Raw genomic sequence first — 17,850 nt, 5'->3', positions numbered from 1 at the left:
ATCGTGCTCTTGAGATTTAAGTGAGAACCATGGCTCAAGCTTTCCAATTCGAACTCGTGTCGCCTGAACGCCTCCTGCTTTCCGCGCAGGTGACGGAAGTCGTCATTCCGGGTAGCGAAGGCTATCTGACGGCTCTCGCCGGTCATTCGCCGCTGATGTCGACGATCATGCCGGGAGTCGTTTCGGTGAAGCTTGCCGACGGCAAGTCCGACTCTTATGTGGTTTTCGGTGGTTTTGCCGATATTACCCCGCAGAGCTGCACCGTGCTGGCCGAATCCGCAACGCATGTCGACGCCATTGAGCCGTCGGACATTACGCGCCGCATCGATGAAGCCCGCAAGGCGCTCGATGATGCGACGTCGCCGGAGCATCGCACCAAGGCCGAAATCTTCCTGCACCAGCTGATGACGCTGCAGGGCGCGGTTATACCGGGCTGATTGGCTAAGAAATTCACAGATTTTATGGAGAAGCGGACTTTGGTCCGCTTTTCTTTTTGGTTTCATTTGCAGCGCATATTTTTCTTTTTAACGACTATTCGTTTTTCAAGTTATTTCGGTTCTTAAATTCAGGCTTCAGGCACAACTTATTTGGTTTTACTCCCCAGGCTGAGGGAAAAACTTCACGCTTGCGTGACTTGCGCGTGTAACCATTGAAAATGAACCGTGAGCCATTTATCCAGAAACACAATCGTTAGTTTACTAATATATAAGGCATCGGATATGAGCACGACAGATCTCAGAGCAGAAATGATTGATGCCATGGCGAAGGTGAACCGCAAGCTTCGCACCGTTTTTGACGCCAGGGTAAAGGAGCGCGGCCTGACACTGGCGCGCGCGCGCACGCTGCTGGCACTGATTGAACAGGAAGGTCTTTATCAGAAGGAACTGGCTGAAACGCTGGAGATCGAGAATGCGACCATGGTTCGCCTGCTCGATGGTCTGGAGCGTCAGTCGTTCATCGAGCGCCAGACCGTCGAAGGTGACCGGCGCGCCAAGCGTGTCGTGATGACCGAAGAGGGCAAGGTTCTTGCCGAGCAGGTTGAGAAACTCGCCGGCGACGTGCGTGAGGACCTGCTTGAAGGCGTCACTGATGAAGAATTGAGCGTTGCACTGAATGTGCTGCGCAAAATGTCGGAATCGATGAACAAGACGCATTAAACGAACGTCTCAGTCCTTGAGAAACCGGCCGGAGCGTTCGCTCCGGCTTTTTTATTTCAATCACGGTTTTGTGAAAATCTGCCCCGAAGCCGGTCGGCTTGCGCCATCTTTCGGTCGCCAGTTCACCGTTCACTGGTCGCACAATTTTGCGGACGGAACGCATGTCCAGAAATGCGCAAGTCGGCTTTCGAAAAGATGTGCGTTCAAACCAACACACAAAGCGCCGTTGAACGGATCGAACAAGTGCCGTGGTGTTTTGCCTGACGGGAGCGTCGGAAATGCGTTATTCGACCCAGACCCTGGTGGGCCTCATGGCCATTGTTTCCATCGTTTCGGTGCAGGCGAAGGATATGCGCCATGGCACCCGGCATTCCTATGCGCGGGCGCTCAACGATGTGAATACGGATGACGGCATGGTTTTCGATACCAATGCATCGGCCTCCTACGGCGTGAGAACGACAGAGCGCTCGCGTAGAAGTTCCCGTATGCGTTAGGGTGCAAGCGTGCGCAGATATTCCATCAGTTCACTTGCGGTATTGCTGGCGCGCTCCGGTTCGCGGGACACAATGGCTTCGATGAGCGCGGCATGGGCATGGGCGGAGCCGGTAATGCTGGCCGATGGGCGCAAGCGGAACCAGAAGCGACGGCTATGCGTCTGAAGCGGGGCCGCCAGACGGGTCGCATAGGGATTGTTGGCCGCGGTGCCGAGAACGATGTCGAAGGCCTTGTCGGCATCGAGAAATGACTGCACGTCCTCATCCGGGATGGCCTTCCGCATGGCAGCGGCGGCCGCCTCCAGCCGTTGATAATCGCGCGGACTACCAAAGCGGGCCGCATCGCGCGCCAACACACGTTCGACGCCTTCGCGGGCATCCAGCACCTTGGCAAAATCCTTCGGGTCAATCGGCGCGATCGCAATGCCGGAACGGGGGCGGACTTCCATCAGTCCTTCCCAGGCAAGCCGCTGAATGGCTTCACGCAGCGGTGTGCGCCCCATTCCTGTCAGCTCGATGAGCGTGCGTTCGTTGACGACAGCTCCCGGCTCCAGTTCGAGTGTCACGATCATGCGTTCAAGCGTGCGATAGGCCTGATCGGCAAGGCTTTCGCCGCCTAGGCCGTCAATGGCGGTTGTCAGTTTGCCGGTGGCGCTTTTCATTGACCGCTCGCGGAGGCTCGTCTGTGTCATCGGGTCCAGTGTCCTGCATGATGGCAATTGACATGAAACAATCCTACAAATATATCTCTGATATATCAATACGGACCAAGGGTGCAGCCATGCCGGGCCTCCGCTTGCTTTAACCGGGTTTCGGCATAGTGTTATTCCAAAATTTTGTTAGACGGGCTGGCGCTCCGATTTCAAAGTCGCTCTGATTTCGAACCCGCATTGTGCCAGACAGGCATGGATTGCAAGCAAGAAATTCGGGCACCGGGTAACCGGTATTGACAAAGACAAGGGGCTCCATCCGTGATGACGCCTCTCATAAGGATCGGTGGGGAGCCGCACAAGAATGAAATCTGATCCCAACAAGCAGCAAAAAATGGGACAGCAGGATATTGTTATCATCGGCGGCGGCATTGTCGGTTCTGTGACGGCAGCTCTCCTGACCGAAGCCGGGCGTGACGTGCTCGTCATTGATCGCACGGGCATTTGCGAGGAAACGAGTTCCGGCAATGCTGCGGCGCTCGCCTTTTCCGAAATTCTGCCGCTGGCTTCCAAGGGTGTCATGCGCAAGGTACCGGGCTGGCTGATGGACCCGCTGGGACCGTTCTCCATTCGCCCGTCCTATTTCCCGAAAATGGTGCCGTGGCTGTATCAATTCTGGCGCGCCAGCAGCGCCGAAGCGCTGGAGAAAACCGCTGTCACGCAGGCCAATATCATGCGGCTTGCGGCAAGCGAAATGCTGGCGCTGATCGACCGCGCCGAGTTGCGCGACCGTCTGCAGGAAAACGGCAATCTGGAACTCTATGAAAGCGAAGCCGAGCTGAACGCTGCTCTGCCAAGCTGGGACATTCGCGAGAAGGCTGGCATTGCGCATGAGCATGTCCATGGTGCGCGGCTGGCCGAATTGCAGCCGGGTCTGAGCCCGCGCATCGTGGCCGGAACCTTCGTGCCCGGCTGGAAAAATGTCAGCGACCCGAAACTGTTCGGACAGGCTGTCTGGGCCTATGCGGAGCGCCTTGGCGCACGCTTCCTGAAAGCGAAAGTGACGAGCGCGCAACCGGCAGATGGCGGCGCGCGTGTGCGTCTTGAAGACGGCACCGAAATCAACGCGAAGAACCTCATCGTGATGACCGGCGCCTTCTCACGCGATTTCGCCAAGGGGTTCGGCGACGCGGTGCCGCTCGACACCGAACGCGGTTACAACACCACATTGCCGGTGGGGTCTTTCGATGTGAAGCGACAGCTCACTTTCCCAAGTCACGGTTTCGTCGTCACGCCAATGGCGACAGGATTGCGCGTTGGCGGCGCGGTTGAATTCGGCGGGCTTGATCTGCCGCCGAATTATGCGCGCTCCAAAGCGATGCTGACCAAGGCTTCCCGCTTCCTGCCCGGCCTCAAGACTGAAGGCGGACGCGAGTGGATGGGCTATCGTCCGTCCATTCCGGACTCAGTGCCTGTTATCGGCCGCGCATCGTCGGGCGGAAATATTTTCTACGGCTTCGGCCACGGCCATCTTGGCCTCACGCAATCGGCAGCGACCGGACGCCTCATCCGCGATCTGATCACCGGTGCGAAGCCTGCAATCGACATCGAACCATTCAAGCCTCAACGTTTTCGGAACTGACCATCATGGCAAGACATTCCTTTTTCTGCGTCGACGGACATACATGCGGTAACCCTGTGCGTCTGGTTGCCGGCGGCGGCCCGAACCTCGAAGGTTCGACCATGATGGAAAAGCGCGCGCATTTTCTGCGCGAGTTTGACTGGATCCGCACCGGCCTGATGTTCGAACCACGCGGCCACGACATGATGTCGGGATCGATCCTCTATCCGCCGACGCGCCCGGATTGCGATGTGGCGGTGCTGTTCATCGAGACCTCCGGTTGCTTGCCCATGTGCGGTCACGGCACCATCGGTACGGTGACCATGGCCATTGAACAGGGCCTCGTCACGCCGAAGACGCCCGGCAAACTCAACCTCGATACGCCAGCCGGTCTGGTTGCCATCGAATATGAGCAGAACGGCCAGTATGTGGAGCGCGTGCGCCTCACCAATGTTCCGGCTTTCCTCTATGCCGAGGGCATGGAAGTGGAATGCCCTGATCTCGGTACGCTCAAGGTCGATGTGGCTTATGGCGGTAATTTCTATGCCATCGTCGAGCCGCAGGACAACTACACCGACATGGCCGATTACAGCGCCTTGCAGCTGATCGCCTGGAGCCCGGTTCTGCGCCAGCGTCTCAACGAGAAATACAAGTTCCAGCACCCACTGCTGGCCGATATCAACCGTCTGACGCATATCCTTTGGACCGGCAAGCCGACCAAGCCGGAAGCCCATGCCCGCAACGCCGTCTTTTATGGCGACAAGGCCATCGACCGTTCGCCTTGCGGCACTGGCACCTCGGCACGCATGGCGCAGCTCACCGCCAAGGGCAAGCTGAAGCCGGGCGATGAATTCGTGCATGAATCCATCATCGGTTCGTTGTTCCACGGTCGCGTCGAGCGTGCAGTGGAAGTCACGGGCCCAGCATCGGGTCAAGATACCGTCCTGCCGGGAATTATCCCGTCAATTGCGGGCTGGGCACGCATGACAGGTTATAATACCATCTTCATCGATGACCGGGATCCGTTTGCTCACGGTTTCACAGTTGCGTAAAACGGGTACGGTTGGCCAAAAGCGGCCAACCACCCAATTTCTTGCCCTTTGAGGCTTCGGGGAAAACATGGGATAAGGCGTCCGTTTCGGTAGAAAAGGACGCGAAAGGGGCGTTTAGTAGGGGACATAACTGGTTTGCAGAAGGATGAAGCAATTAGTCTTTTGTTTAAGACGAAAGGGGCTTGCATTCCTTGATGCAGCCGTTAGGTGTAATCGACCGGGAAAAAAATGAGGGTGCACGAAATAATGATGCGCCAATAAGATTCCGGCTTGTTAAATGGGTGGCTTTTCGATGGAATATTTCCTCCAGCAGGTGATCAACGGGCTCGCGCTCGGTTCGATCTATGGCCTGATCGCCATCGGCTACACGATGGTCTATGGTATCATTGGCATGATCAACTTTGCTCATGGCGATGTTTTTATGCTCGGCGCCTTTATGGCGCTGATTGTTTTTCTAATCATCACAACCTTCATCGGAGCACTGCCGATTGCGCTGCTTCTGCTTCTGATGATGGTGGTTGCTATGCTCATGACCGGCTTGTGGAGCTGGACGATCGAGCGCGTGGCTTATCGGCCGCTGCGCGGTTCGTTCCGCCTTGCACCGCTGATCACGGCAATCGGCATGTCGATCGTCTTGTCCAACTTCGTCCAGGTGACGCAGGGTCCGCGCAACAAGCCGGTTCCGCAGCTCCTGAACGGCTCGTACAGCCTGTTCGGTTCCAGTGTCACGATTTCGCTCAAGCAGATCGTCGTCATTGTGGTAACGGCGGTGCTGCTGGCGATCTTCTGGTACATCGTCAATCGTACATCGCTCGGTCGTGCGCAGCGTGCCTGTGAGCAAGACCGCAAGATGGCCGCACTTCTCGGCATCAATGTCGACCGCGTGATTTCGCTCACCTTCGTGATGGGCGCCATGCTCGCAGCCGTTGCCGGTACACTTTACCTGTCCTTCTACGGTGTGATTTCCTTCGCCGACGGGTTCATCCCCGGCGTCAAGGCGTTCACCGCCGCAGTTCTGGGCGGTATTGGCTCGCTTCCGGGTGCGGTTGTCGGCGGTCTGCTGATCGGTCTGATCGAAGCGCTCTGGTCGGCTTATTTCTCGATCGACTACAAGGATGTCGCGGCGTTTTCGATCCTGGCGATCGTGCTGATCTTCATGCCGTCGGGTATTCTTGGCCGTCCTGAAGTCGAAAAGGTGTAATCATGGCTGTACAGTCGAGTTCACGCCCGGATTCCCTTTTTGGCCGGGCCATTCGTGAAGGTATCATCGCCGGTTTGCTGGCGCTGGGTCTCTTCGTTCTGATCATCGGTTTCAAGACCGAGCAGAATATCAACAATGAACTGGTGCTGGTGCAGCGCTGGGGCGCTTTGGCTGTCATGGTCGCGCTGGCGGCAGTGGGGCGATTCCTGTTCGTTGCGTTCCTGCAGCCGCAGCTGGAGGCGCGCAAACTCGCCAAAAGCAAGCGCACGGTGGATGCCTCGGAAGGCCAGTCCTTCTTCCGCACTCATTTCTCCAAGCTTGGCGTTGCCTTCCTCTTTGCCTATCCGATCCTGATCGTCATGGCTCTGGGCTGGCAGGGTTCGCTCAAATGGGTCGATAATTTCGGCGTTCAGATCCTCATCTATGTGATGCTGGCCTGGGGGTTGAACATCGTTGTCGGTCTCGCCGGTCTGCTCGATCTCGGCTATGTGGCCTTCTACGCTGTCGGTGCTTATTCCTACGCGATCCTCTCGAGCTATTTCGGCCTGTCGTTCTGGATGCTGCTTCCCATGGCTGGCATTCTGGCCGCGACATGGGGCGTCATTCTGGGCTTCCCGGTCTTGCGTCTGCGCGGTGACTATCTTGCCATCGTGACGCTGGCTTTCGGTGAAATCATCCGTCTGGTGCTCATCAACTGGACCGATCTCACCAAGGGCACCTTCGGTATTTCGGGCATTGCCAAGGCAACCTTCTTCGGTCTGCCGTTCAAGGCCGGTCCGGATGGTTTTGCCGCACATATGGGAATTGCTTTCTCGCCGGCGCATTACAAGTTCTTCCTTTATTACGTCATTCTGCTGCTGGCGCTTCTGACTGCCTGGGTTACGATCCGTCTGCGCCGCATGCCGGTTGGCCGTGCATGGGAAGCGCTGCGTGAAGACGAAATCGCCTGCCGTTCGCTCGGCATCAACACCACGACCACCAAGCTCACGGCTTTTGCCACGGGCGCAATGTTCGGTGGTTTTGCGGGCTCCTTCTTCGCCGCACGTCAGGGCTTTGTGAGCCCGGAATCCTTCGTGTTCCTTGAATCCGCAGTTATCCTCGCCATCGTCGTTCTCGGCGGTATGGGGTCGCTCGTCGGTATCGCCATCGCTGCAGTCGTCATGATCGGCGGCACGGAAATCCTGCGCGAAATGGGCTTCCTGAAGGTGATCTTCGGTCCCGACTTTACGCCGGAACTCTATCGCATGCTGATCTTCGGCCTCGCTATGGTGGTCGTCATGGTCTGGAAACCGCGTGGCTTTGTCGGAAGCCGAGAACCAAGCGCGTTCCTGCATGCAAAGAAGATGGTGTCGGGTGCCTTTACCAAGGAAGGGCACGGCTGATGGCGGAGACAGCGACAATGTCTGACAATGTTCAGAAAAACCTGGTTCAGAAAGACACCGTTCTTCAGGTTGAGCATCTGTCGATGCGCTTTGGTGGCCTCGTCGCCATCAACGATCTGAGCTTCGATGTGAAGCGTGGTGACATTACCGCGCTCATTGGCCCGAACGGGGCCGGTAAAACGACGGTCTTCAACTGCATCACCGGCTTTTACAAGCCAACGGGCGGGATGTTGACCATGCATCGGAACACGGGCGACACTTTCCTTCTGGAACGTCTTCCGGATTTCCAGATCACCAAACAGGCCAAGGTGGCACGTACCTTCCAGAATATTCGCCTGTTCTCAGGCCTGACCGTTCTGGAAAACCTGCTGGTCGCCCAGCACAACACGCTGATGCGGTCGTCCGGGTTCACGATCCTCGGTCTTCTGGGCTTGCCGGGCTACAAGAAGGCCGCCAAGGAAGCCATCGAAAAGGCGCGTTACTGGCTGGACAAGATCAATCTGACTGCGCGCGCAGACGATCCGGCCGGCGATCTGCCTTATGGCGATCAGCGCCGTCTGGAAATCGCCCGCGCCATGTGCACCGAGCCGGAAATTCTCTGCCTCGATGAACCGGCAGCAGGCCTCAATCCACGCGAGTCGGCTGAGCTGAACAAGCTTCTGCTTGATATCCGCAAGGATACGGGAACGTCGCTCCTGCTGATCGAGCACGATATGTCGGTGGTTATGGAAATTTCCGACCACGTGATCGTGCTGGAATATGGCACGAAGATTTCTGACGGCACGCCGGAAGAAGTCCGCAACGATCCGCGCGTTATCGCTGCTTATCTCGGCGTCGACGACGAGGAAATCGCCGATCTGATTGACGAGGCGGACAAGCCTGGTGTGACCGATGCCATCGATCTTGTTACGACGCAGCTTGCCGAAGAAGCGATCGAACAGGAAAAGGCTGCGGAAGTGTCCCGTCTTGCCGGTGGATTGGAAGCGGCTCGCGATGGCAAGGCCGACAATCTGACGCTCGTGAAGGGTATCGGTGCGGTTAACGAAAAGAAGCTGAACGAGCACGGCATCTATCATTTCGATCAGATCGCCGCATGGTCCGAAGCTGACATCAAGCAGGCCGAAACCTATCTGGAATTCGATGGCCGCATCGCCCGTGAAGACTGGGTGGGGCAGGCCAAGCAACTGGCTGCTGGCCAGGCGACCGAATTCTCGAGCCGCGTCGAAGCCGGTGATGTTCCGACGAGCCACAAGACTGCTCCCGCAAAGGCGCCGCGAAGCCGAAAAGCTCCGGCCAAGCCGAAGAAGGGAGGCGAATGATGCAGGCTGATCCCATGCAGAAAAAGCAACCGCTTCTGGCCGTTGAAAAGGTTGAAACCTATTACGGCAACATCTGTGCGCTGAAGGGCATCGACCTGACAGTGGACGAGGGCGAAATCGTGGCCCTGATCGGTGCCAACGGCGCGGGCAAGTCCACGCTGATGATGACGATTTTCGGTTCGCCGAAGGCACGCACCGGTCGCGTTCTCTTCAACGGCAAGGACATTACGTCCATGCCGCCACACGAGATTGCCAAGCTGCGTATCGCGCAGTCGCCGGAAGGTCGCCGTATCTTCCCGCGCATGACGGTTCTCGAAAATCTCCAGATGGGCGCGAGCCTTGATCATCAGAAGTACTTCGAAGAAGACGTGAAGCTGATGTTCGATCTGTTCCCGCGTCTCAAGGAGCGCATCAGCCAGCGTGGCGGTACACTGTCGGGCGGCGAACAGCAGATGCTGGCCATCGCTCGCGCGTTGATGGCGCGTCCGAAGCTTTTGCTTCTCGATGAGCCTTCGCTTGGTCTTGCACCGCTGATCGTCAAGCAGATCTTCGAGGCGATCAAGGAACTGAACCGCACACAGGGCCTGACGGTATTTCTCGTCGAGCAGAACGCATTCGGTGCGCTCAAGCTCGCCGACCGCGGCTATGTGATGGTCAACGGATCGATCACGATGAGCGGCTCTGGCCGTGATCTTCTGGCCGATCCGGAAGTGCGCGCCGCCTATCTCGAAGGCGGAAGGCATTAAGGAGAAAGTCATGCAAGGTATTCTCTACGAAGAACCGTCTTTCTGGCTGTTTTTCCTCATCACGTGCGTGCTGGGCGGCTGGGCTGCCTGGATGACAGGTCGCGCCTGCGCGCAGACCTGGCGCAGCTTGCCGCAGCTTCTGGTCTATCTGATCCCGCTGGGCGCTGCTGTGCGTTTCATCCACTTCGCGCTGTTTGAAGGAACGCTGCTTTCCTTCCACTATTATCTGGTCGACACGATCGTTCTGATGATCGTTGGGACGATCGGCTTCCAGTTCACGCGCACCAAACAAATGGTGCGGCAGTATGGCTGGCTTTATGAAAAAGCTTCGCCGCTGAGCTGGAAAGCAAAATAATTCGAAGCTTCGCCGTTCGCGGCGGAGCTTTTTTTAAAAGATCACGTTGACAGTACTATGATTCAGCGTAGATATTGCTGAGTATTCAGCAAGATAATAAGGCGGTGCTAAAACATCGCTTCGGGGTAAATACAAGGATGGGAGTTCCAAAAATGAAGAAGTATCTTTTTTCGGGCGTGGCTCTTGCTGCTGTGATGGCTTTTGGCGGCTCTGCATGGGCTGATGTACTTCTGGGCATCGGTGCGCCGCTGACCGGCCCGAATGCCGTTTACGGTGCGCAGATCCAGAAAGGCGCCGAAGCCGCCATCAAGGAAATCAACGATGCTGGCGGCATCAACGGCGAGAAGATCGCGATTACGCTCGGCGACGACGTTTCGGATCCGAAGCAGGGCATTTCGGTTGCCAACAAGTTCGCTGCCGATGGCGTGAAGTATGTTGTCGGCCACTTCAACTCGGGCGTTTCGATTCCGGCTTCGGAAGTCTATGCCGAAAACGGCATTCTCGAAATTTCGCCTGCTGCAACCAACCCGGTCTATACCGAGCGTCAGCTCTGGAACACGTTCCGTACCTGCGGCCGTGATGACCAGCAGGGTATCGTTGCCGGCCAGTACATCTTCGACCACTTCAAGGACGCGAAGATCGCCGTCATTCACGACAAGACCCCATATGGTCAGGGCCTTGCCGACGAAACCAAGAAGAAGCTGAACGAGCTCGGCACCAAGGAAACCCTTTATGAAGGCGTAAACGTCGGCGAAAAGGATTTCTCGGCTCTGATCGCCAAGCTCAAGCAGGCTGGCGTCACTGTCGTATATTGGGGTGGCTTGCACCCGGAAGCTGGCCTGATCATCCGTCAGATGGCTGACCAGGGCCTCAAGGCTCAGTTCATCTCGGGCGACGGTATCGTGTCGAACGAACTGGCTTCCATCGCTGGCGATGCTGTTGCCGGTACGCTGAACACCTTCGGTCCAGATCCGCGCAACAACCCGGACAATGCTGAACTCGTCAAGAAGTTCCGCGACGCCGGTTTTGAGCCGGAAGCCTACACGCTCTATTCCTACGCGGCCGTTCAGTCGCTTGCTCAGGCCGCCAAGGCTGCAGCCAGCAACGACCCGCAGGAAGTTGCGAAGGCGCTGAAGGCAAAGGGTCCGTTCAAGACCGTGCTCGGCGATATTTCCTATGATGAAAAGGGCGATCCGAAGCTCCCAGGTTACGTTATGTACAAGTGGGAAAAAGGCGCTGACGGGAAATATACCTACATTCAGCAGAAGTAATAACGCAGCATTATTGCGTAATTGGAAAATGCCCGGCCATCGTGCCGGGCATTTTTGCTTTCTGCCATCTAATATAGGTTTGTAAAAAGTAGCTGACTCTTATTGATGAGTGATACCGCATTGCGTTGATAGGCATGTGCGGACTGGAGAATGGAATATTTATTTAAAACAATGGGTTGCGTCGGTTGTGGCGGGGGCGATTTTGCGGAGGCCGCCGCAGCCGCATAAACTCATGCGGAAAACGCCGAAAGTAGTTGATTTCTATGCTTTACTTTTATGGCTATGCGAATTTACCTGTCTATGTGATTTTGCGTAGCGTGATTCTCTACGTTTAATCTCGCCTTCTGGGGAGGAGGCCGGTCATTCGGGCGGAGGTGTTTTATTTCCCCCAAACTGCGTCCGGCAACGGGCATATGGAATATCGGTTTTCTCATGCGGTTTGCAGCGTCTGCTGCGATTCCTGCCGGGGGTGCGCATTCTAATTCGCATTTGGTCGCCGGGATTGTTGTCTGGCGGCAGGGTGCCTGGAGCATTTCCAGCAAAACTGCGCAGCGGTATTGCGTCGGATAATGCGCGATAACAATGAGACAGAGTGGTGCCAGTGGCTTGGTTTTCACTGGATGCGTTTGAAGTGGGAGTAATCGAAATGAAAAAGTCTTTGTTCTGCGGAGTTTGCCTTTCGGCTCTGGTCGCTTTTGGCGGCGCAGCCTTTGCCGATGTGATGGTCGGTGTTGGCGCGCCTCTGACAGGCAGCCAGGCAGCCTTTGGCGAACAGATCAAGCGCGGCGTTGAAGCCGCTGTCGCAGAAGCTAATGCCAAGGGTGGCATGAATGGCGAAAAGATCAGCATCGTTTATGGCGATGATGCCGCCGACCCGAAGCAGGGCATTTCGGTTGCCAACAAGTTCGTTGGCGATGGCGTTCAGTTTGTCATCGGTCACTTCAATTCCGGCGTCAGCATTCCGACTTCAGACATCTATGCCGAAAACGGCGTGTTGATGATCGCACCGGGCACCACCAACCCGACCTTCACCGAGCGTGAACTGTGGAACACCTTCCGCACCTGCCGTCGTGATGACCAGCAGGGTATCGTTGCCGGCAAGTACTTGGCCGACCATTACAAGGACGGCAAGGTTGCCATCCTGCATGATAAGACGCCTTATGGTCAGGGCCTCGCCGATGAGACCAAGAAGTCGCTCAACGAGAACGGCATGAAGGAAACGCTTTATGAAGGCGTGAACCAGGGCGACAAGGATTTCTCGGCGCTGATTTCCAAGATGAAGGCTGCAGGCATTACCGCTGTCTATTGGGGCGGTATGCACCCTGAAGCCGGTCTTTTGATCCGTCAGATGGCCGATCAGGGCCTCAAGGCGCAGTTCATTTCGGGTGATGGTATCGTTTCCAACGAACTGGCTTCGATCGCCGGCGATGCAGTGGCTGGTGTCATGAACACCTTCGGACCGGACCCGCGCGACGACAAGTCGAACGCTGAACTCATCAAGGCGTTCCGCGACAAGGGTTTTGAGCCGGAAGCTTACACCTTCTACGCCTATGCCGGTGTGCAGTCGCTTGTCAGCGCCGCCAATGCAGCTGGCAGCAACGATCCGCAGGAAGTTGCAACCGCAATGAAGGACAAGGGTCCGTTCAAGACTGTTCTGGGTGAAATCTCCTTCGACAAGAAGGGCGATCCGAGCCTTTCGCCTTATGTCATGTTCGAGTGGCGCAAGGGTGAAGACGGCAAGTATAACTACTTCCAGAAGTAATGGAGCATTTCCAGCAAAACTGCGAAGCGTCTACGCGAGGAAATCAGTTCACTGGACTGATTTCTGATCCCGCTTCGATGCGTTGGATAATGCATAGAGTAGTTCTGATGATTGCTTCACAGTAGGAACCTCTCTTGTGCCTGATATATTGGCATAAATTGCTATAAAATTAATCAGAATGCCCGGCTTTTGGTCGGGCATTCTGTTTTTAATTGGTGGTTGCACAGTTTGTTTGCGCTTGATCATATTGCAAGGTAAGCAATGGCGCCTTCGTCATTGCAGTAAGGGAGATCTGCCTTGCCTATCAGGAAAATTCTGGTCGCCAATCGATCCGAAATCGCAATTCGCGTATTCCGCGCCGCCAACGAGCTGGGGCTCAAAACGGTGGCCATATGGGCTGAGGAGGACAAACTTTCCCTGCATCGCTTTAAAGCGGACGAGAGCTATCAGGTCGGGCGCGGGCCGCATCTGCCTCGCGATCTGGGGCCCATCGAAAGCTATCTGTCGATCGATGAGATCATCCGCGTCGCCAAGCTTTCGGGCGCAGACGCCATTCATCCGGGCTATGGCCTTCTGTCGGAAAGCCCGGAATTCGCCGAAGCCTGTGCCGAAAACGGCATCATCTTCATCGGACCGAAGCCGGAAACCATGCGCCGTCTTGGCAACAAGGTTGCTGCGCGCAATCTGGCCATCGAAATTGGCGTTCCGGTGGTGCCAGCCACTGATCCGCTGCCGGACGATATGGAAGAGGTCAAGAAGCTTGCAGCGCAGGTCGGCTACCCGGTCATGCTCAAGGCAAGCTGGGGCGGCGGCGGTCGCGGCATGCGCGCCATTCGCTCCGAAGCCGATATTGCCCGCGAGGTCACGGAAGCCAAGCGCGAAGCCAAGGCGGCTTTCGGTAAGGATGAGGTCTATCTCGAAAAGCTCATTGAACGCGCCCGCCATGTCGAGGTGCAGATTCTGGGCGATACGCATGGCAATGCCGTGCATCTTTTCGAGCGCGACTGTTCCATCCAGCGGCGCAACCAGAAAGTCGTGGAGCGCGCGCCAGCCCCTTATCTCAACGACGCGCAGCGTCAGGAACTGGCAGATTACGGCCTGAAGATCGCGCATGCGACCGATTATATCGGCGCGGGCACGGTGGAATTCCTGATGGATGCCGATAGCGGCAAGTTCTATTTCATCGAGGTCAATCCGCGCATTCAGGTTGAGCATACCGTCACCGAGCAGGTGACTGGCATCGATATCGTCAAGGCGCAGATCCATATTCTGGAAGGTTTTGCCATCGGCACGCCAGAATCAGGCGTACCGCGTCAGGAAGATATTCGTCTCAACGGCCATGCCCTCCAGTGCCGTATCACGACGGAAGATCCGGAACAGAATTTCATCCCCGATTACGGGCGCATTCAGGCTTACCGTTCGGCGTCGGGCTTCGGCATCCGCCTTGATGGCGGCACGGCCTATTCGGGCGCGTTCATCACGCGCTATTACGATCCGCTGCTGGTGAAGGTCACGGCTTCTGGCGCGACGCCGCTGGAAGCCATTCGCCGCATGGATCGTGCGCTGCGTGAATTCCGTATTCGCGGTGTGGCGACGAATCTCACCTTCCTTGAAGCGATCATCAATCATCCGAAGTTCCTGTCGAATGATTATACGACCCGCTTCATTGATACGACGCCGGAACTGTTCGAGCAGGTAAAGCGTCAGGACCGTGCCACCAAGCTTCTGACCTATATTGCCGATGTGACCGTCAACGGTCATCCTGAAACCAAGGGGCGTGCGAAGCCGGCTAAGGATGCTGCAAAGCCGCGCGTGCCGTGGTTTGGTGACACGCCGGTTGCGGATGGCACCAAGCAGCTTCTGGACAGTCTCGGACCGAAGAAGTTTGCCGAATGGGTGCGCAACGAAAAGCGCGTTCTCGTCACCGATACGACGATGCGCGACGGGCATCAGTCGCTGCTGGCCACGCGTGTACGCACCTATGATATTGCGCGCATTGCCAACACCTATGCGCAGGCGCTGCCGAACCTGTTCTCGCTGGAATGCTGGGGCGGGGCGACCTTCGACGTGTCGATGCGCTTCCTGACGGAAGATCCTTGGGAACGTCTGGCGCAAGTGCGCGAAGGTGCGCCGAACCTGCTTCTGCAAATGCTGCTGCGTGGCGCCAATGGCGTAGGCTACAAGTCCTATCCGGACAATGTGGTGAAGTATTTCGTGCGGGAAGCCGCGCGTGGCGGCATCGATCTGTTCCGCGTGTTCGACAGCCTCAACTGGGTTGAGAACATGCGCGTCTCGATGGATGCGGTGCTGGAGGAAAACAAGCTCTGTGAAGCGGCGATCTGCTACACCGGCGATATTCTGAACCCGGAACGCGCCAAATATGACCTCAAATATTACGTCAATCTGGCGAAAGAGGTTGAAAAGGCGGGCGCGCATATCATCGCCGTCAAGGATATGGCTGGCCTGTTGAAGCCTGCTGCGGCGCGGGTGCTGTTCAAGGCGCTGCGTGAGGAAACCGATCTGCCGATCCATTTCCACACCCATGACACCTCCGGCATTTCCGCTGCGACGGTGCTGGCGGCGGTGGATGCGGGTGTCGATGTGGTCGATGCGGCCATGGATGCCTTGTCCGGCAACACATCGCAGCCTTGCCTTGGCTCCATCGTGGAAGCACTGCACGGTGCCGAGCGTGATCCGGGTCTCGATCCGGAATCGATCCGCCGCATTTCGTTCTATTGGGAAGCCGTGCGCAATCAATATGCGGGCTTTGAAAGTGACCTCAAGGGACCGGCTTCGGAAGTCTATCTGCACGAAATGCCGGGCGGCCAGTTCACCAATCTCAAGGAACAGGCGCGTTCGCTCGGGCTTGAAACCCGCTGGCATGAAGTGGCGCAGGCCTATGCCGATGTGAACCGCATGTTTGGCGATATCGTTAAGGTCACGCCGTCCTCCAAGGTGGTGGGCGATATGGCGCTGATGATGGTCAGCCAGGATCTGGATGTCAGCGATGTCGAGAATCCGGACAAGGATATAGCCTTCCCGGATTCCGTGGTGTCGATGATGCGCGGCGATCTTGGACAGCCGCCTTCGGGCTGGCCGGCAGCGCTTCAGAAGAAAGTGCTGAAGGGCGAAAAGCCGTTCACTGTGCGTCCCGGCTCGCTGCTGCCTGCCGCCGATCTCGATGCGGAGCGTAACGGGTTTGAGGAAACCGTGGGTCGCAAGATCGACGATCAGGAGTTCGCTTCGGCGTTGATGTATCCGAAAGTCTTCACGGATTTCGCTGCCGCGCAGGAAACCTACGGTCCGACAAGTGTTCTGCCGACGCCGGTTTATTTCTACGGCCTCAAGCCGGAGGAAGAAGTCTTTGTCGATCTGGAGCGCGGCAAGACGCTAGTGATCGTCAATCAGGCGATGAGCGAGACCGACGAAAAGGGCATGGTCACCGTGTTCTTCGAGCTGAACGGTCAGCCGCGCCGCATCAAGGTGCCGAACCGCGCTAAGGGCGCCTCTGGCGGTGTCCGTCGCAAGGTGGAAACTGGCAATGACAATCAGGTCGGCGCGCCGATGCCGGGTGTCATCTCGACGGTTGCCGTCGCCAGTGGCCAGAAGGTTTCGCAGGGCGATGTGCTGCTCTCCATCGAGGCCATGAAGATGGAAACGGCCATTCATGCCGAGCGCGACGGTGTGATTGCCGAAGTGCTGGTACGGCCTGGCGAGCAGATCGACGCGAAGGACCTGCTGATTGTGTATTCGGAATAGTTTGCCCGAGCCGGATGATTTCAAGCTCCATGTGCACCACGCTTCCCCCTCATCCTGAGCTTGTCGAAGGACGAGGGCAGGCGCTGTGCGTTTCCCTCGCCCTTCGAGACGCCGTTTTCAACGGCTCCTCAGGATGAGGGAAAGAGAAGCCTATTCCTCTGACCACCAATATTGAAAATGCCGCGCCCCTTAAAAGGCGCGGCATTTGTTTGCGCTTGCAGTACGCGCAAATTCTGATATGCATGTTTGTGCCGATTTATGCATGTTTATGCGCGTTAGGAGAGATAAGTGGCGACGGAGCTTTTGCTTCATGAAAGACAGGCGCGCATTCAGGACCTGTTGCAACAGTCGGGCCGCGTGCTGGCGGCTGAGCTGGCCGAGAGCTTTGGTGTGTCGGAAGATACGATCCGGCGCGACTTGCGCGAAATGGCGGCTGCGGGGCTATGCAAGCGTGTTTACGGCGGTGCTCTGAAAGCTGCACCGTCAACGCTGTCGCTGGCTGAGCGCGACGTGGAGCGCACGGAGGCCAAGGCGGCGCTGGCGGATGTACTGCTCGGCCTGATTAAGCCGGGCATGACGGTGTTTCTGGATGCTTCTTCGGTCAATACGGCTTTGGCGCGTCTTATGGTGGAACGCGGGGAGGCGCTGACAGTTGTCACGAATACGCCGTCGATTGCCACTATTCTGCTTGCTGCGCCCGATATTGAATTGATCATGATCGGCGGGCCGATTGATCGCCGTGTCAGCGCTGCGGTTGGCGCACGCGCCTTGCGTGATGCGGAACTGTTGCGTCCCGATCTTTGTGTGCTGGGCGCCTGCGGTGTTGCGGCGGAAATCGGCGTCACGGCGCTTTTTCTGGACGATGCCGAGTTCAAGCGCACCATTGCCAGCCGCAGCCGGTCTGTCGTACTGGCGATCACCAATGACAAGCTTGGCACTGTCGCAGCGCACGATGTCGTCTCACTGGACGATATCGGCGTCATGGCTGTTGAACAGGATGCTGATGAAGAATTGCTCGCGCCCTTTATCGCGGCGAGCGTGAATATACTACGCGCGGCAGCAGGCCGTGGCTGAGGGATAC

General features: G+C 57.0%; 15 protein-coding genes. 14 read left to right on the top strand and 1 reads right to left on the bottom strand.

What is annotated here, in order from left to right:
• Positions 1-29 precede the first annotated feature (29 nt).
• The 3 genes from FHW00_RS15520 (at position 30) to FHW00_RS15510 (ending at position 1,651) form a co-directional block, all read left to right on the top strand.
• The gene (locus FHW00_RS15520; RefSeq protein ID WP_078339547.1) at positions 30-437 is read left to right on the top strand and encodes a F0F1 ATP synthase subunit epsilon; all 408 of its coding nucleotides are present in this window, start codon (positions 30-32) and stop codon (positions 435-437) included.
• Between the two features lie 282 nt (positions 438-719).
• Complete coding sequence (locus tag FHW00_RS15515; protein WP_078339546.1) at positions 720-1,157, top strand: MarR family winged helix-turn-helix transcriptional regulator; 438 nt, start codon at positions 720-722, stop codon at positions 1,155-1,157.
• Positions 1,158-1,435: 278 nt separating this feature from the next.
• The gene (locus FHW00_RS15510; RefSeq protein ID WP_078339545.1) at positions 1,436-1,651 is read left to right on the top strand and encodes a hypothetical protein; all 216 of its coding nucleotides are present in this window, start codon (positions 1,436-1,438) and stop codon (positions 1,649-1,651) included.
• Here the strand turns inward: FHW00_RS15510 and FHW00_RS15505 are convergent.
• Entirely contained in the window at positions 1,648-2,313 is a 666-nt protein-coding gene (locus FHW00_RS15505) for a GntR family transcriptional regulator (RefSeq protein WP_440630136.1), read from the bottom strand. The genes FHW00_RS15510 and FHW00_RS15505 overlap by 4 nt on opposite strands.
• 352 nt (positions 2,314-2,665) lie before the next feature.
• On the opposite strand from FHW00_RS15505, the gene FHW00_RS15500 reads away from it, so the two are divergent.
• The 11 genes from FHW00_RS15500 to FHW00_RS15450 all read left to right on the top strand — a co-directional run bounded on the left by FHW00_RS15500 (position 2,666) and on the right by FHW00_RS15450 (position 17,843).
• Positions 2,666-3,943: an NAD(P)/FAD-dependent oxidoreductase gene (locus FHW00_RS15500; protein ID WP_078339543.1), complete on the top strand. Its 1,278-nt coding sequence runs from the start codon at positions 2,666-2,668 to the stop codon at positions 3,941-3,943.
• Positions 3,944-3,948: 5 nt separating this feature from the next.
• Entirely contained in the window at positions 3,949-4,974 is a 1,026-nt protein-coding gene (locus tag FHW00_RS15495) for a 4-hydroxyproline epimerase (RefSeq protein ID WP_078339542.1), read from the top strand.
• Between the two features lie 292 nt (positions 4,975-5,266).
• A complete protein-coding gene (locus FHW00_RS15490; protein ID WP_078339595.1) occupies positions 5,267-6,175 on the top strand; it encodes a branched-chain amino acid ABC transporter permease in 909 nt (302 codons plus the stop codon).
• Between the two features lie 2 nt (positions 6,176-6,177).
• Complete coding sequence (livM, locus tag FHW00_RS15485; protein WP_078339541.1) at positions 6,178-7,557, top strand: high-affinity branched-chain amino acid ABC transporter permease LivM; 1,380 nt, start codon at positions 6,178-6,180, stop codon at positions 7,555-7,557.
• On the top strand, positions 7,557-8,876 hold the full coding sequence (locus FHW00_RS15480) for an ATP-binding cassette domain-containing protein (RefSeq protein WP_113534753.1): 1,320 nt from the start codon (positions 7,557-7,559) through the stop codon (positions 8,874-8,876). Before livM ends, FHW00_RS15480 begins: the two co-directional genes overlap by 1 nt.
• Positions 8,876-9,622, top strand: a complete 747-nt coding sequence (locus FHW00_RS15475; protein ID WP_078339540.1) for an ABC transporter ATP-binding protein — start codon at positions 8,876-8,878, stop codon at positions 9,620-9,622. The genes FHW00_RS15480 and FHW00_RS15475 overlap by 1 nt, the downstream gene beginning before the upstream one ends.
• A 10-nt stretch (positions 9,623-9,632) precedes the next feature.
• A complete protein-coding gene (locus tag FHW00_RS15470; protein WP_078339539.1) occupies positions 9,633-9,977 on the top strand; it encodes a DUF6867 family protein in 345 nt (114 codons plus the stop codon).
• A gap of 152 nt (positions 9,978-10,129) precedes the next feature.
• Complete coding sequence (locus FHW00_RS15465; protein ID WP_078339538.1) at positions 10,130-11,248, top strand: branched-chain amino acid ABC transporter substrate-binding protein; 1,119 nt, start codon at positions 10,130-10,132, stop codon at positions 11,246-11,248.
• 646 nt (positions 11,249-11,894) lie between these two features.
• Positions 11,895-13,010 (top strand): branched-chain amino acid ABC transporter substrate-binding protein, encoded by a 1,116-nt coding sequence (locus tag FHW00_RS15460; protein ID WP_078339537.1) that lies wholly within the window; start codon positions 11,895-11,897, stop codon positions 13,008-13,010.
• Between the two features lie 297 nt (positions 13,011-13,307).
• Entirely contained in the window at positions 13,308-16,769 is a 3,462-nt protein-coding gene (gene pyc, locus FHW00_RS15455) for a pyruvate carboxylase (protein ID WP_182514665.1), read from the top strand.
• 288 nt (positions 16,770-17,057) lie between these two features.
• Positions 17,058-17,843, top strand: a complete 786-nt coding sequence (locus FHW00_RS15450) for a DeoR/GlpR family DNA-binding transcription regulator (protein ID WP_078339536.1) — start codon at positions 17,058-17,060, stop codon at positions 17,841-17,843.
• The last annotated feature ends 7 nt before the right edge of the window (positions 17,844-17,850 follow it).

Source organism: Ochrobactrum sp. P6BSIII, from assembly GCF_014138065.1.
Taxonomy (GTDB): domain Bacteria; phylum Pseudomonadota; class Alphaproteobacteria; order Rhizobiales; family Rhizobiaceae; genus Brucella.
The sequence above is the reverse complement of the archived record's forward strand: the minus strand, read 5'-3'. Positions and strand labels throughout refer to the sequence as shown.

Excerpts from the sequence above, each read along its gene's own strand:
- FHW00_RS15465 (WP_078339538.1), top strand. The coding sequence starts at position 10,130 with ATGAAGAAGTATCTTTTTTCGGGCGTGGCTCTTGCTGCTGTGATGGCT.
- FHW00_RS15520 (WP_078339547.1), top strand. The coding sequence starts at position 30 with ATGGCTCAAGCTTTCCAATTCGAACTCGTGTCGCCTGAACGCCTCCTG.
- FHW00_RS15470 (WP_078339539.1), top strand. The coding sequence starts at position 9,633 with ATGCAAGGTATTCTCTACGAAGAACCGTCTTTCTGGCTGTTTTTCCTC.
- livM (WP_078339541.1), top strand. The coding sequence starts at position 6,178 with ATGGCTGTACAGTCGAGTTCACGCCCGGATTCCCTTTTTGGCCGGGCC.
- FHW00_RS15460 (WP_078339537.1), top strand. The coding sequence starts at position 11,895 with ATGAAAAAGTCTTTGTTCTGCGGAGTTTGCCTTTCGGCTCTGGTCGCT.
- FHW00_RS15510 (WP_078339545.1), top strand. The coding sequence starts at position 1,436 with ATGCGTTATTCGACCCAGACCCTGGTGGGCCTCATGGCCATTGTTTCC.
- FHW00_RS15515 (WP_078339546.1), top strand. The coding sequence starts at position 720 with ATGAGCACGACAGATCTCAGAGCAGAAATGATTGATGCCATGGCGAAG.
- FHW00_RS15505 (WP_440630136.1), bottom strand. The coding sequence starts at position 2,313 with ATGAAAAGCGCCACCGGCAAACTGACAACCGCCATTGACGGCCTAGGC.
- FHW00_RS15475 (WP_078339540.1), top strand. The coding sequence starts at position 8,876 with ATGCAGGCTGATCCCATGCAGAAAAAGCAACCGCTTCTGGCCGTTGAA.
- FHW00_RS15480 (WP_113534753.1), top strand. The coding sequence starts at position 7,557 with ATGGCGGAGACAGCGACAATGTCTGACAATGTTCAGAAAAACCTGGTT.
- FHW00_RS15500 (WP_078339543.1), top strand. The coding sequence starts at position 2,666 with ATGAAATCTGATCCCAACAAGCAGCAAAAAATGGGACAGCAGGATATT.
- FHW00_RS15495 (WP_078339542.1), top strand. The coding sequence starts at position 3,949 with ATGGCAAGACATTCCTTTTTCTGCGTCGACGGACATACATGCGGTAAC.
- FHW00_RS15490 (WP_078339595.1), top strand. The coding sequence starts at position 5,267 with ATGGAATATTTCCTCCAGCAGGTGATCAACGGGCTCGCGCTCGGTTCG.